Origin of the sequence: Kribbella sp. NPDC003557, assembly GCF_040610805.1 — a bacterium.
Classification (GTDB): domain Bacteria; phylum Actinomycetota; class Actinomycetes; order Propionibacteriales; family Kribbellaceae; genus Kribbella.
The window spans coordinates 893,160-906,916 of the sequence record NZ_JBEXMY010000001.1 but is presented as its reverse complement, the minus strand read 5'-3'; the positions used below and the strand labels follow the sequence as shown (position 1 = coordinate 906,916).

Sequence of the window (13,757 nt, the reverse complement as noted above, 5' to 3'; positions counted from 1 at the left end):
GGTACCTGAGGACGCATCCCGTCGCGTTCATCCGCACGGGCGGATGTGCCGGCCGGTACGGACTGAGACGATGCCCCAGGGGATCGACGGCGGAATCCGCCACGGCACGCACCGGGCCGCCTGGGGGCGGTCGTCGTAATCAGGGGGTCACCATGCGACGAACAGCATGGATTCTGATCGGATTCGGAGTGCTGCTGCTGGTTCTGGCGGCACTGCTGAGGTTCGTGGTCGCACCGGCCGCGACCAAGCTGCCGAGTGACACCGACACCACCACGACGTACAGCGGGAAGGGCAGCGTGCTGAACGTCGCGGCCCTGCAATCGGGGGACGTGGCCAACGCGCTCGCCCGGGACATCCCGGTCACTCTCGACCGCCATGTCTATGTCAGCGACTCCGACGGTGACACCGCCATCGTCCACGACGACGGGACCCTGAAGGCAGGCTCCGCGTCGTCGCAGAACAATCACACCTACGCCGTCGACCGGACGACGATGACCGAGACCGCACCGATCAACGGCGTCCAGGTCGAGCAGCACCAGGGCCTGACGGTGACCATGCCGGTCGACCCGCAGCCGACGACCGACATCTACACCTACTGGGACAGCGTGACCCGGCAGGCCGTTCCGGTCACCTACATCGGTACCGAGGACCGCGCGGGGCGCGAGACCTACCACTACCGTGCGACTGCCTCCGGCGCGCTCGCGGACTCGGCGCTGCAGCAGCAGCTGCCGGCCTCGCTGCCGAGAACGCTCGCGCCCAGGCTGCTCGCGTTGCTGCCGACGCAGACGCAACAGCAGCTCGCTCCGCTGGTGGCCGCACTGCCGCCGCAGGTGCCGTTGGCCTACACGGCGACCAGCACGTACGACGTGTGGGCCGACGCGAAGCTCGGCGCTCCGCTCGACACCAAGATCAACCGGTCCGTGGTCGCCAACGTGATACTCGGCAACACCGTGCTCCCGCTGCTCCCCGTCCTGGCGGTCGACGTCACCGAGGACCAGGCGTCGGTGGCGGACGCGGCGTCGAGGGCGGACGACGCTGCCCTCAAGCTCGACTGGATCGAGCTGTGGGGTCCGATCGTGCTGCTGGTCCTCGGCCTGGCCCTGATCGTCGTCGGATTGCTGGTCGGCAGGCGTCCGCCGGAGCCGCCGGTGGACGCACCGACCGCAAGGGTCGACGCAGGCTCACCGGCAGCCACGTGACGGCGGCTTACTCCGCGAGCCAGACACTGGTGTCGGGCGGAAGCCCGGCACCGGTCAGCGGCTCGCTGCTGAGCAGGACCTTGCTGTGCGGCGGTAGCGGGACCGTGGACTCGCCGAGGTTCACCACGCACCGGAAGCCGGGGTCGCGGGTGAACGAGAGCACGCCGTCGCCGGCGCTCTCGTCCCAGGCCAGTCGGCCCTCGCCCAGCGCCGGGTGCTCGCGCCGGAGCCGGAGCGCCTCCTTGTAGAGGTTGAGGTGGCTGCCGGGGTCGCCTGCCTGCGCCTCGGCGGTCAGGCCCGCCCAGTCGGCGGGTTGCGGGAGCCACGGCTGCTCCGAGCCGGGACCGAAGCCGTACGGCGGCTCGGAACCGGACCACGGGATCGGGACCCGGCAGCCGTCGCGGCCGCGGACGGTGTGACCGGAGCGCTCCCAGGTGGGGTCGTCGAGCACGTCCTCGGGCAGGTCCTCGACCTCGGGCAGGCCGAGCTCGTCACCTTGGTAGATGTACGCGCCGCCGGGCAGCGCCAACTCCAGGAGCGCGGCGGCCCGGGCCCGGCGCAACCCGAGCGTGAGGTCGGTCGGTACGACGCCGGCGCCCGCGAGAGCGTCCTTGTGGTCACGCCCGTACCGGGTGCGGTGCCGGATCGTGTCGTGGTTGCTCAGCACCCAGGTTGCGGGCGCACCGACCGCCCACAGGTTGTCGGTCGTGTGGTCGACGACCTCGCGCAGCTCCGCCGCGTCCCAGGCGGCGCGCAGGGCGTCGAAGTTGAACGCCGAGTGCAGCTCGTTCGGCCGCACGTACTGCGCCAGTCGCTCGGCCGGCGACAGCCACGCCTCCGCCACGAAGACCCGGGGGCCCTGCGGCGTATCGGCGTACTCGTCGGCGATCGCGCGCCAGCGCTGGTGGATCGTGTGGACGCCCGGCTGGTCGTAGAACGGGTGGCCGACGTACTTCTCGTGGGTCGGCTCGCCGTTGTGCAGCAGGTCCACGTCCGGCATCGCGGGATCCTTGGCCATCGAGTCGGCGACGTCGATCCGGAACCCGTCGACGCCGCGGTCGAACCAGAACCGCAGGATCGCGTCGAACTCCTCGATCACCTTCGGGTGGTCCCAGTTCCAGTCCGGCTGCGAGATGTCGAACAGGTGCAGGTACCACTGCCCGTCGTCGATCTGCTGCCAGGCGCCGCCGCCGAACGCGGCGGGCCAGTTGGTCGGCGGCAGCCCGCCTTCCTTGCCGTCCCGGAACCAGAACAGGTCGCGCTCGGGCGAGCCCTTGCCGGCCGCCAGCGCGGCCTTGAACCACGGGTGCTCCCAGGAGCAGTGGTTCGGCACCAGGTCGATCAGGATCCGCAGGCCGAGGGCGTGCGCCTCGGCGATCAGCGCGTCGGCGTCCGCGAGCGTGCCGAAGTCCGGGTTGATGTCGCGGTAGTCGGCGACGTCGTACCCGCCGTCGAGCAGCGGGGACGGGTACCACGGGCTGATCCAGATCGCGTCGACGCCGAGATCGGCGAGGTACGGCAGCCGGGCGCGGATGCCGTTCACGTCGCCGGTCCCGTCACCGTCCGCATCCGCGAACGAGCGTGGATACACCTGGTAGACGACGGCGCTACGCCACCAGTCGTCAGCTGGTCTGCTGTCACGATCGGTCATGCGCACTAGCGTCGCACGCTGCGGCGAGCCGCTGTGACCGTCGTCTCAGGCAGTACCCCGGCTATTGCTCCCGGCACAAGGGTGGCTAGTGTCAGGAATCCGTACAGGCGAGAGAGGGACCACACTCGTGGATCTGATGGAATTCCAGGCGAAGACGGTCTTCGCCAAGCACGGGGTGCGGACGACCGTGGGTGAGGTCGTCACGACTCCGGAGGAAGCGCGCGCGGCGGCCGAGAAGATCGGCGGCCGGGTGGTCGTGAAGGCCCAGGTCAAGACCGGTGGGCGCGGCAAGGCCGGCGGCGTCAAGCTGGCCTCCAGCCCGGACGAGGCCGAGGAGAAGGCCCGCGAGATCCTCGGGCTGGACATCAAGGGTCACGTCGTCAAGATCCTGAACATCGTCCCGGCCGCGGCGATCGGCGAGGAGTACTACTTCTCGTTCCTGGTCGACCGGGCGAACCGGAACTACCTCTGCATCGCCTCCGCCGCCGGCGGCATGGAGATCGAGGAGGTCGCGCACACCAACCCGGACGCGGTCGCGCAGATCTCGATCGACCCGGCGACCGGTGTCGACGAGGCGAAGGCGCGGGAGATCGCGGAGGCCGCGAAGTACCCGGCCGACGTGCTCGACGCCGTCGTCCCGGAGATCGTCAAGCTGTACGAGGTGTTCATCAGCGAGGACGCGTCGCTGGTCGAGGTGAACCCGCTGGTCAAGCTCGAGGACGGCAACGTCGAGGCGCTGGACGGCAAGGTCACGCTGGACGAGAACGCGGACTTCCGGCACCCCGAGCACGCGGAGTTCGAGGACGTCTCGGCGGCCGACCCGCTGGAGGCGGCGGCCAAGGCCAAGGGCCTGAACTACGTGAAGCTCGACGGGTCCGTCGGCATCATCGGCAACGGCGCGGGTCTGGTCATGTCGACCCTGGACGTCGTCGCGTACGCCGGTGAGGAGTTCGGCGGCCAGAAGCCGGCCAACTTCCTCGACATCGGCGGCGGCGCGTCGGCCGAGGTGATGGCGAACGGCCTGGAGATCATCATCTCCGACCCGCAGGTGGAGAGCGTCTTCGTCAACGTCTTCGGCGGCATCACCGCCTGCGACGCGGTCGCGAACGGCATCGTCCAGGCGTTCGAGCTGCTGGCTTCGCGCGGCGAGGCGGTGACCAAGCCGCTGGTCGTCCGGCTGGACGGCAACAACGCCGAGGAGGGCCGCCGGATCCTCGACGAGGCGGGTCTCGCCGGTCTGGAGCGGGTCGACACGATGGACGGCGCCGCCAAGCGCGCCGCCGAGCTGGCTGCGAAGTAAGGGATCGCCGAACAATGTCTATCTTCCTGACCAAGGACAGCAAGGTCATCGTCCAGGGCATGACCGGCTCCGAGGGCACCAAGCACACCACCCGGATGCTCGCCTCGGGCACCAACATCGTCGGCGGCGTGAACCCGCGCAAGGCGGGCCAGAGCCAGGACTTCGACGGCAAGGCGGTGCCGGTGTTCGGCACCGTTGCCGACGCGGTCAAGGAGACCGGCGCGAACGTGTCGGTCATCTTCGTCCCGCCGAAGTTCACCAAGGACGCCGTGCTGGAGGCCGTCGAGGCCGAGGTGCCGCTGGTCGTGGTGATCACCGAGGGCGTGCCGGTGCACGACACCGCCGCGTTCTTCGCCGCCGCGCAGGCGTCCGGCAAGACCCGGATCATCGGCCCGAACTGCCCCGGCATCATCACCCCGGGTTCGTCGAACGCGGGCATCATTCCCGCCGACATCGCCGGCCAGGGCCGGATCGGTCTGGTGTCGAAGTCCGGCACGCTGACCTACCAGATGATGTACGAGCTGCGCGACTTCGGGTTCTCGACCGCGATCGGGATCGGCGGTGACCCGATCATCGGGACCACGCACATCGACGCGTTGCAGGCGTTCCAGGACGACCCGGACACCGACGCGATCGTGATGATCGGTGAGATCGGCGGCGACGCCGAGGAGCGGGCGGCCGCGTTCATCAAGGAGAACGTGACCAAGCCGGTCGTCGGGTACGTCGCGGGCTTCACCGCGCCGGAGGGCAAGACGATGGGCCACGCGGGCGCGATCGTGTCCGGCTCGTCCGGCACCGCCGCCGCGAAGAAGGAGGCCCTCGAGGCCGTCGGCGTGAAGGTGGGCAAGACGCCGACCGAGACCGCCAACCTGATGCGCGAGATCATGCAGGGCCTGAGCAAGTAAGTTCCCAGGCTGCCGGAGCGGGACCTGCCCAGGTGGGCGGGTCCCGTTCTACTTGTAGGCGGCGGAGCGGTCGACCGCGCGGACCAGCGTCTCGTTGAAGGCCGCGTCGGTGAGGTCCAGACCCTTCAGCACCGGGAACAGCAGGTAGACCGCCCGGTTCCCGGAGCCGGCGATCCCGATCCGGTAGACGAACTTCTTCCCGTCGCCGGTGTCGTAGGTCGCCTTCCAGCTCTTGCCGGTGACCGTGCTGGTCTTCACCGTGCCGGTCGAGTCGACCTTGGCGTTCGACACGTTCTTCTCGCAGGCGTCGACGTTCTTCTTGATCTGGCTGACGAAGTTCGACGCGGCGGTCGCAGTGGCGAACTTGGCGACCGTGTCGTCCATGCCGAACTCGGTCGGCACCTGAGCCTCCGGCGTCACGTACGTGACCGTGCCGTACTTCACCGGCTTGGTCTTCTTGAAGTCGATCTTCTCGCAGCCGGTGCCGGTGCCGGTGCTCGCGGTGGCGCTCACCCACGGCTTGTCGATCTCGTCCAGCAGCGGCAGGTCGACCGACGCCATGAACCCGGGGGTGTCGACGTTCGGCAACAGGGCAGGCTTCGCCAGCGGTGCGCCGGTGCCGCAGCCGCCGGTCTGCGCGCAGATCTTCTTCGCCGCCACGCTCGCGGTGGCCAGCACCGCGTCGGGCCGCGGCGGGGTGGCGGCCGTCGTGTCGTGCTCGACGACCATCGTCGCCTGGCCGGCCAGCGTGACCGCAACGGTCCGGAACTTCGTCTTCGATCCGGGCAGCTGCCCGAAGACCGCGATCACACCCTGCTCACCGACGCCCGATGTCACGTAGCCCGCCGACAGCCGGGTCTGCGGTGTCGTGCACTGGCTCAGCCAGTGGACGATCGTCGTGTAGGTCTTCGCCGCGGTGGCCTTGTCGTTCGAGACGTCGACGTACTGGACCGCGGTGTCCTTGGTGGCCGAGTTCTGCAGGGTGCGGACCCAGGTGCGCAGGCCGGACGGATCCGCGAAGCGCTGCAACTGGCAGGCGAACGCGTTGTCCGGCGCGGAGTCGCCGTCCGCGGTCTTGGTGACCGCCCAGGCGCCGGTCGCGCCGAGCGTCTTCGCGCCCGCGGCGTCCAGCAGCGCCTTGTCGTCGGTCAGGACGTCGGAATTGGACGGCTTGTCGTCCGACGGGCCGCTGCCGGCCTTCGGGCCGGCCTTGTCGTCGCCGCCGAACGCGTTGAGCGCGGCGACACCGCCGCCGCCGACCAGCACCACGACCGCGACCCCTGCGGCGATCGTCTGGTTCCGCTTGCGCGCCTTCTGGCGACGCGCTTCCCGGGCAGCGGCGCGACCGCCGCCGCGTGGTGCACGGTGGGAACCGGCCAAAGCTCGACCTCCTGACTGATTCCACCCGACAGTACCCGGTGAACCCCGGCAGGCCCCACTCAGCTACCACCAGGCGAACGCCGGTGGACCGAGCGTGAGCAAGCGCGCTGAAGTCTCCCACATCCGGCGTGTCAGGACGAGTGCCGTCCGTGCGCGGGGAGACCATGGGAGTCAGATGACCGACATGCTGAGCCGCCCGGGCGCGCGGGACGGCGAAACGAGCGCTGCACAGACGTCGGAGATCGCCGCCCGGACCAAACCCTTGGTCGTGTCGGCCGTGATCTCCGCCGGGGCCTGCCTCCTGACCGGTCTGCTCACCTGCGCCGCGGTCGCCGTGATCGGCTGGCTGGGCGCGACGTTCGGCGGCGCGTCCGGCGCGGTCCGGGCCGGTGCGGCGGCCTGGCTGGTCGCGCACAAGGCCGGGGTCACGATCGGTGCCGGCCGCATCAGCATCGCCCCGCTCGGCCTCACCCTGTTCTTCGCCTGGTGTCTGTACCGCGGAGGCAAGTCGGCGGCCCGTTCCAGCGCCGCCGACCGCACCAGAGACCTGATCTCGCTGGCCGGGGCGTTCGCGCTCGTCTACGGCTTGGGCGGGCTCGTTGTCGCCTTGCTCACAGCGGAGGGCTCACTGAAGGTGTCGCCCTTGTCGGCTTTCCTCGGCGCGTTCTCGCTGGCGCTGGTGGCCGGGCTGGCCGGGATCGTGGTCGAGTCCGGAGCCGGCGAGGACATCGCGGACGCCACCCCGGCCGGCCTGCGGGACGTCGTACCCGCCGCGACGGCCGCCGTGCTGACCGTGATCGCGCTGGCATCTCTGCTGTACGGCGTACTGCTCGCGATCCACTTCTCCCGGGTCACCGGGATGCTCGAGCTGCTGGACGCCGGTGTGATCGGGTCGGTCGTGCTGTTCGCGATCTGCCTGATGCTGGTGCCGAACATGGTGCTGTACGCCGTCGCGTTCCTCGCCGGGCCCGGATTCCAGCTGGGAACCGGTACGACGATCGCGCCGACCGGCGTGGACGTGGGGAACCTGCCGGCGCTCCCGTTGCTGGCCGCGGTGCCGGCCGACGGCGCGACCCCGTCGTACCTGCTGGTGCTGACGGCCGTGGTGCCGCTGGTGGCTGGCGTGATGGCCGGGCTGGTCGTCGTACGGCGTGGGCTCGTGGAGCGGGAGGCGTACGCGCTGGGCTGGGACGCGTTCGCGTTGCGCGGCGCCATGGCGGCGCTGCTCGCCGGGGTCGTCCTGTTCGCGCTGCTCGCGCTGTCGGGCGGGTCGGCCGGTCCCGGGCGGATGTCCGCGGTCGGGGTGCCGGGCGCACTCCCGGCAGCGGGTGTGCTGGCAGCGGGGATGGCGATCGGCGCCGCGATCACGGCCGCCGTGGTCGCGTCCCGCCGACCGGCTGACAGACCGGATGACGGGGAGACCGACGCCGGGCGATAGGCTTCCGGCCGTGACTTCTGCTGCGGACCCCGGTGTGTCTGATCCTGGGCAAGCGCGCCTCGTCGTGCTCCTGTCGGGGTCGGGGTCGAACCTGCAGGCCCTGCTGGACGCCGCCGCCGACCCGGCGTACGGCGCCCAGGTCGTCGCCGTCGGCGCCGACCGGGACGGGATCGCCGGCCTGGACCGCGCCGCGGCCGCCGGGGTGCCGACGTTCGTGCACAAGGTGAAGGAGTACCCGTCGCGGGTCGACTGGGACCGCGCGCTGACCGCCTCGGTCGCGTCGTACAAGCCTGACCTGGTGGTCTCGGCCGGTTTCCTGAAGCTGGTCGGGGACGACTTCCTCGAGGCGTTCGGCGACCGGTACATCAACACCCACAACGCGTTGCTGCCGGCGTTCCCCGGGATCCACGGGCCCCGGGACGCGCTGGAGTACGGCGTGAAGGTCGCCGGGGCGACGCTGTTCTTCGTGGACGGCGGCGTCGACACCGGGCCGATCATCGCGCAGGTCGTCGTCCCGGTCGCGGACGACGACACCGAAGAAACCCTGACCGAGCGGATCAAGGAGGTCGAACGCCGCCAGCTGGTGGAGTGGGTCGGCCGGCTGGTCCGCGACGGCTGGACCATCACCGGACGAAAGGTTCGACTGAAGTGAGCACCGACCGCAGGCCGATCCGCCGGGCGCTGATCAGCGTCTATGACAAAACCGGCCTGGAGGAGCTCGCTGGGGCGCTGCACGCCGCCGGTGTGCAGCTGGTGTCGACCGGGTCCACCGCGGCCCGGATCGCGGCCGCCGGCGTACCGGTGACCAAGGTCGAGGAGCTGACCGGGTTCCCGGAGTGCCTGGACGGCCGGGTCAAGACGCTGCACCCGCTCGTGCACGCCGGGCTGCTCGCCGACCTGCGCAAGCCCGACCACGTCGAGCAGCTGCGGGAGATGCGCGTCGAGCCGTTCGACCTGCTGGTCAGCAACCTGTACCCGTTCAGCGAGACGGTCGCGTCCGGCGCCTCGGTCGACGAGTGCATCGAGCAGATCGACATCGGCGGCCCGTCGATGGTCCGCGGTGCGGCGAAGAACCACGCGAACGTGGCTGTGGTGACGTCCGCTTCGCAGTACCCGTCGTTGCTCGCCGCCTTGGGTGAGGGCGGTTTCTCGCTCGAGGAACGGCAGCGGCTCGCGGCGGCGGCGTTCGTGCACACCGCCGAGTACGACATCGCGGTCGCGTCCTGGATGGGCAACGTGCTCACCGACTCCAGCGAGGGCTCCGGCTTCCCGGCGTGGGTCGGCGCCTCCTGGGACAAGTCCGCCGTCCTGCGGTACGGCGAGAACCCGCACCAGCCGGCCGCGCTGTACCTGAACGGGCGGGGCGGGCTGGCCGCGGCGGAGCAGCTGCACGGCAAGGAGATGTCGTACAACAACTACGTCGACGCCGACGCGGCCCGCCGTACCGCCTACGACTTCAGTGAGCCGGCCGTCGCGATCATCAAGCACGCGAACCCGTGCGGGATCGCCGTCGGCAAGGACATCGCGGAGGCGCACCGGCGCGCCCACGAATGCGACCCGGTGTCGGCGTACGGCGGTGTGATCGCGACGAACCGCCCGGTCTCGGTCGACCTCGCCAAGCAGGTCGCGGAGATCTTCACCGAGGTACTGGTCGCGCCCGCCTTCGAGGACGGTGCCGTCGAGATCCTGCAGGCCAAGAAGAACATCCGGCTGCTCGTCGCGCCGGAGGTCTCCGCGGACGAGACCGTCGAGCTGCGCGCGATCAGCGGCGGCCTGCTGCTGCAGCACCGCGACCGCTTCCAGGCCCCCGGCGACGACCCGTCGTCCTGGACGCTGGCCGCCGGTTCGCCGGCCTCGCCCGATGTCCTGGCCGACCTGGCCTTCGCATGGAAGGCCTGCCGCGCCGTCAAGTCCAACGCCATCCTCCTCGCCGCCGACGGCGCCTCGGTCGGCGTCGGCATGGGCCAGGTCAACCGCGTCGACTCCTGCCGCCTGGCCGTCTCCCGCGCCGGCGACCGCGCCACCGGCTCCGTCGCCGCCTCCGACGCCTTCTTCCCCTTCCCCGACGGCCTCGAGGTCCTCATCGAAGGCGGCGTCAAGGCAGTAGTCCAGCCCGGCGGCTCCATCCGAGACGAAGCCGCCATCGAAGCCGCCACCAAGGCCGGCATCACCATGTACTTCACCGGAACCCGCCACTTCTTCCACTAACAACCAGCCCCGCGCGCTACGCGGCCGTTATCCGTCACTCCGCTCCTCCCCACGGCCGCTACGCGCGCTACCCACCCACCCCCGACTTAGCGCCGCACTTCTAGTTGCCGGCTCCCGCCGCCGTGCTGCGGGCTGCCGCCCGCGGGTGACTGCGGGCTGTCTTGAGATGGGCCGGATGCGACGGCTGGGACCGTGTGGTGGTGTGACGCCCCCGCGTGCTACGCGGCCGTTATCCGTCGCTCCGCTCGTCCCCACGGCCGCTACGCGCGCTACCCGCCCACCCCCGGCTTAGCGCCGTACTTCTAGTTGCCGGCTCCCGCCGCCGTGTTGCGGGCTGCCGCCCGCGGGTGACTGCGGGCTGTCGTGGGGTGGGCCGGATGTGCCGGCTGGGACCGTGTGGTGGTGTGAAGCCCCCGCGTGCTACGCGGCCGTTACTCGTCGCTCCGCTCCTCACCACGGCCGCTACGCGCGCTACCCACCCACCCCCGGCTTGGCGCCGGAGCATCAGCTTCCGGCTGGCGCCGGGGAGTTGCCGGCTGCCGCCGGCGTTCTGCGGCGGGCGCCGCCGAGTTGCGGGCTGTCGCCGGCGCCCTGCGGCGGGCGCCGCGGAGTTGCGGGCTGCCGCCCGCGGGTGACTGCGGCCTGTCTTGAGATGGGCCGGATGCGACGGCCGGGATCGTGTCGTGGTGTGAGGCCCCGGCCACGCCGTACCGCTGGCGTGCTACGGGGCCGTCCCTCGTCGCTCTGCTCCACGGTCGCTACGCGCGCTCCCCACCCACCCCCGGCTGAGCGCCGGAGCATCCTTTCCGGCTGCTGCCCGTCAGCTGCGGCTGCCGCCGGTGCGTTGCGACTGGTGCCATGGTGAGCGGGCCGCCGCCCGCGAGTTGCTCCCGGCTGTGCTACGGGCTGCCCCATGGGTGATTGTCGGCTGTGCTGCGGCGGCGGGCTGGAGTGTGGTGTGAGCCGCGGCGTGCTGCACTGCGGTTCCTTCGTCGCTAACCGCTCCCACCTCGGCTCAGCGCCGCAGACGCTTGAGGTGCATGCCCTTGTTGCGGGCTACTTTGTGAACATGCGGAAGCTGGGGGCTTTGGTGGTCGGGGTGCTGCTGCTCGGGGGTTGTGGGAGCGAGGCGGCGCCGGAAAGCGGGCGTACGCCGTCTGTCTCGCTCGGGCTGCGGGCGATTGAGTCGTCCAGGACACCGCCGGGCTCGGCGCCGACGCCTGGAGCTACACGACCCATGCCCTACCCGACGACGCCTCTGCCGCAGCGGCCGGAGTTGCCCAAGGCGGCGTACCAGCGGATCAGTGTGGCGCGGCTGCAGGCACCTGACGTTGCGCTGCGCGCGCCTCGGCCGGGCTATGCGCAGGTGATCTTCGCGTGCTCGTACGAGGAGTGGAGCGGGCAGTACGAGTACGACGTGCAGACGAACAACAACCCGCCGGGGCGCCATCTGGCCGGCGACGAGCGTGGAGATCAGCTGAACGCGGTCGCAGCCAGCGAGGTTGGACGCGCGCTCGGTTCGCCGGCGGATCCGTTGTCCGACGACTGGATGGCGAGGTCCTACACGGAGGACTCGTGGCCGCAGCGGGAGCTTGTCACGGCGTACGAGGTCAAGCGCATCAACCTCACCCGCGCGAAGGTCGTTGCCGCGCGCAACGCGTACGCCAAGGCGTGCTCGGTCAAGTACACCTCGCCTCTGCTGGACGCTGTGCGGGTCAGCGTGTATGCGCCCTGGGCGTGGAAGATCTGAAAGTCCGCCGGTAAGACACCTGGTGGCCGTGGTCGCGAGTTGTGGTGGTGAGGGTCCAGCCGTTCTTGGTGTAGAAGTTCTGGGCCTGGGGGTAGTTGGCCAGGGTCCAGAGGATCGCTTCGTCGTATTGGGCGGAGAGCTCCTCGGTGGCTTTGTGGATGAGGGCGGTGCCGACGCCCTGGCGCCAGTACGGGACGTCGACCGTGATCGTGTCGAGTTCGCCGAGCTCGGGGTCGATCGGGTCGCGGCTCGGGCCGATGCCGACGAAGCCGGCGATGGTGCCGTCGAGCTCGGCGACCCACCAGTTGCCGCCGGCAAGAGTCTCCGACCAGCGCGCGACCCGCCCGTCGTCCAGCACCGCCGTCGGCATCAGGTCGCCGAACCCCGCGTTCCACGCGTCGACGTACATCCGGGCGACCTCGGGACCGTCGTCGCGGACGGCGGGGCGGATGGTCAGCATCTGCCTGAGTATGCCGCAAAGTGGCCGGCGCCGGGCTTCATTCGGTGGTGAGGAGTTGGAGGCCTGTCGCGGGGAAGGAGGTTGGCTGGACGACGGCTGCGTAGACAGGTGGCTGGTGCAGCCGAGGGGCCGCCGGGATGGTCAGCCTTCCGCCCAACCGAAGCAGCGGCGCCTCGACCACACTGGCTTGATCAGTTAGGGATGATCAGGCCGAGGACGGCGATGGCGGTGGCGGTGAGGGTCAGGAAGGTGGTGTCGAACATGCGGCTGCGGACGTGCAGGAGGCCGGCCGTGGTGTCGGTGAGGGTGGCTCGGAGGACGGCGGCCAGGGCTACGGCGCCGGCGAAGACGAGGACGCCGTTGCGCCAGTCGTAGAACCAGAGCACGACCAGGCCGGTGAGGGCGACCAGGAGCGTCAACGCCAGCGGCCACTGGCTGCGGCGTTGGGCCTCGCCCGCCATCAGCACGCCGTACCTGTCTCGGCGCTCCGCCGTGCGCCGGCGGTCACTGCGCGAGGCTCGCTTCGGCGGCCTCGACGACGTTGGTGAGCAGCATCGCGCGCGTCATCGGGCCGATACCGCCGGGCATCGGCGCGATCCAGGCGGCCTGCTCGCGGGCGGCGTCCTCGATGTCGCCGACGATCTTGCCCTCGGCGTTGCGGCTGGTGCCGACGTCGAGGAGGACCGCGCCCGGCTTCACCATGTCAGCGGTGATCAGGCCGGCCGAACCGGCGGCGGCGATCACGATGTCGCCGGTGCGTACGACGGCGGCGAGGTCCTTCGTGCCGGTGTGGCACTGGGTCACGGTCGCGTTCTCGCTGCGCCGGGTGAACAGCAGCCCCATCGGCCGGCCCGCGGTCACGCCGCGGCCGACGACCACCACGTGCGCGCCGGCGATCGGTACGTCGTACCGGCGAAGGATCTCCACGCAGCCCTTCGGGGTGCACGGCAGCGGGCCGTCCTGGCCGAGGACGAGCTTGCCGAGGCTGACCGGGTGCAGGCCGTCGGCGTCCTTGGCGGGGTCGATCAGGCCGAGGATCGTGTTCGTGTCGACGTGCTTGGGGAGCGGGAGCTGGACGATGAAGCCGGTGCAGTCCGGGTTCTCGTTGAGCTCCTGGACCTTGGCGGCGATCTCGTCCTGGGTCGCGGTCGCCGGCAGCTCGACCTGGATCGAGGAGATCCCGACCGCCGCGCAGTCGCGGTGCTTGCCCGCCACGTACGCCCGGCTGCCCGGGTCGTCGCCGACCAGGATCGTGCCGAGCCCGGGCACCACGCCCTGCTCGGCGAGCTTCGCGACCCGGACCTTCAGCTCGTCCTTGATCTCTGCCGCCGTTGCCTTACCGTCCAGAATCTGCGCCGTCACGACTCCAGAGTCTGCCACGCGCGCCGGCCCGAGTCGCATCCGGATCGCCTTCACGGGGAGGTTGGGCTTCGGTGCGCTTGGTGAGCGGACGTGCATCACTCACC

General features: G+C 70.6%; 12 protein-coding genes. 7 read left to right on the top strand and 5 right to left on the bottom strand.

Annotated features, from left to right (window positions below; all coding sequences use genetic code 11):
* Positions 1 to 152: 152 nt before the first annotated feature.
* The gene (locus tag ABZW60_RS04330; protein WP_355473897.1) at positions 153 to 1,199 is read left to right on the top strand and encodes a porin PorA family protein; all 1,047 of its coding nucleotides are present in this window, start codon (positions 153 to 155) and stop codon (positions 1,197 to 1,199) included.
* Between the two features lie 7 nt (positions 1,200 to 1,206).
* Here ABZW60_RS04330 and ABZW60_RS04325 read toward each other — a convergent pair whose 3' ends face one another.
* Positions 1,207 to 2,850 carry a glycoside hydrolase family 13 protein gene (locus ABZW60_RS04325; protein WP_355473896.1) on the bottom strand — a complete coding sequence of 548 codons (1,644 nt, stop codon included), beginning with the start codon at positions 2,848 to 2,850 and terminating at the stop codon, positions 1,207 to 1,209.
* 127 nt (positions 2,851 to 2,977) lie between these two features.
* Here ABZW60_RS04325 and sucC point away from each other — a divergent pair, with 127 nt between their 5' ends.
* Together sucC and sucD are read left to right on the top strand one after the other, a co-directional pair.
* Positions 2,978 to 4,150 carry an ADP-forming succinate--CoA ligase subunit beta gene (gene sucC / locus ABZW60_RS04320; protein WP_355473894.1) on the top strand — a complete coding sequence of 391 codons (1,173 nt, stop codon included), beginning with the start codon at positions 2,978 to 2,980 and terminating at the stop codon, positions 4,148 to 4,150.
* Positions 4,151 to 4,164: 14 nt separating this feature from the next.
* Positions 4,165 to 5,055: a succinate--CoA ligase subunit alpha gene (sucD, locus tag ABZW60_RS04315; RefSeq protein ID WP_355473892.1), complete on the top strand. Its 891-nt coding sequence runs from the start codon at positions 4,165 to 4,167 to the stop codon at positions 5,053 to 5,055.
* 48 nt (positions 5,056 to 5,103) lie between these two features.
* Here the strand turns inward: sucD and ABZW60_RS04310 are convergent, their stop codons facing one another.
* Positions 5,104 to 6,435: a hypothetical protein gene (locus ABZW60_RS04310; RefSeq protein WP_355473890.1), complete on the bottom strand. Its 1,332-nt coding sequence runs from the start codon at positions 6,433 to 6,435 to the stop codon at positions 5,104 to 5,106.
* 175 nt (positions 6,436 to 6,610) lie between these two features.
* Here ABZW60_RS04310 and ABZW60_RS04305 point away from each other — a divergent pair, with 175 nt between their 5' ends.
* From ABZW60_RS04305 to ABZW60_RS04290, 4 genes are all read left to right on the top strand, one after another.
* Positions 6,611 to 7,873 (top strand): DUF6350 family protein, encoded by a 1,263-nt coding sequence (locus ABZW60_RS04305; protein ID WP_355473888.1) that lies wholly within the window; start codon positions 6,611 to 6,613, stop codon positions 7,871 to 7,873.
* 10 nt (positions 7,874 to 7,883) lie between these two features.
* Positions 7,884 to 8,525: a phosphoribosylglycinamide formyltransferase gene (purN, locus tag ABZW60_RS04300; RefSeq protein WP_355473886.1), complete on the top strand. Its 642-nt coding sequence runs from the start codon at positions 7,884 to 7,886 to the stop codon at positions 8,523 to 8,525.
* Complete coding sequence (gene purH, locus ABZW60_RS04295) at positions 8,522 to 10,081, top strand: bifunctional phosphoribosylaminoimidazolecarboxamide formyltransferase/IMP cyclohydrolase (protein ID WP_355473884.1); 1,560 nt, start codon at positions 8,522 to 8,524, stop codon at positions 10,079 to 10,081. The genes purN and purH overlap by 4 nt, the downstream gene beginning before the upstream one ends.
* Before the next feature lie 1,069 nt (positions 10,082 to 11,150).
* Positions 11,151 to 11,831 (top strand): hypothetical protein, encoded by a 681-nt coding sequence (locus ABZW60_RS04290; protein ID WP_355473883.1) that lies wholly within the window; start codon positions 11,151 to 11,153, stop codon positions 11,829 to 11,831.
* On the opposite strand, the gene ABZW60_RS04285 is transcribed toward ABZW60_RS04290, so the two are convergent.
* The 3 genes from ABZW60_RS04285 to ABZW60_RS04275 form a co-directional block, all read right to left on the bottom strand.
* Entirely contained in the window at positions 11,797 to 12,291 is a 495-nt protein-coding gene (locus tag ABZW60_RS04285; RefSeq protein WP_355473882.1) for a GNAT family N-acetyltransferase, read from the bottom strand. The genes ABZW60_RS04290 and ABZW60_RS04285 overlap by 35 nt on opposite strands.
* A 191-nt stretch (positions 12,292 to 12,482) precedes the next feature.
* Complete coding sequence (locus ABZW60_RS04280; protein WP_355473880.1) at positions 12,483 to 12,752, bottom strand: DUF3017 domain-containing protein; 270 nt, start codon at positions 12,750 to 12,752, stop codon at positions 12,483 to 12,485.
* A gap of 43 nt (positions 12,753 to 12,795) precedes the next feature.
* The gene (locus ABZW60_RS04275) at positions 12,796 to 13,653 is read right to left on the bottom strand and encodes a bifunctional methylenetetrahydrofolate dehydrogenase/methenyltetrahydrofolate cyclohydrolase (RefSeq protein WP_355473878.1); all 858 of its coding nucleotides are present in this window, start codon (positions 13,651 to 13,653) and stop codon (positions 12,796 to 12,798) included.
* Positions 13,654 to 13,757: the final 104 nt, after the last annotated feature.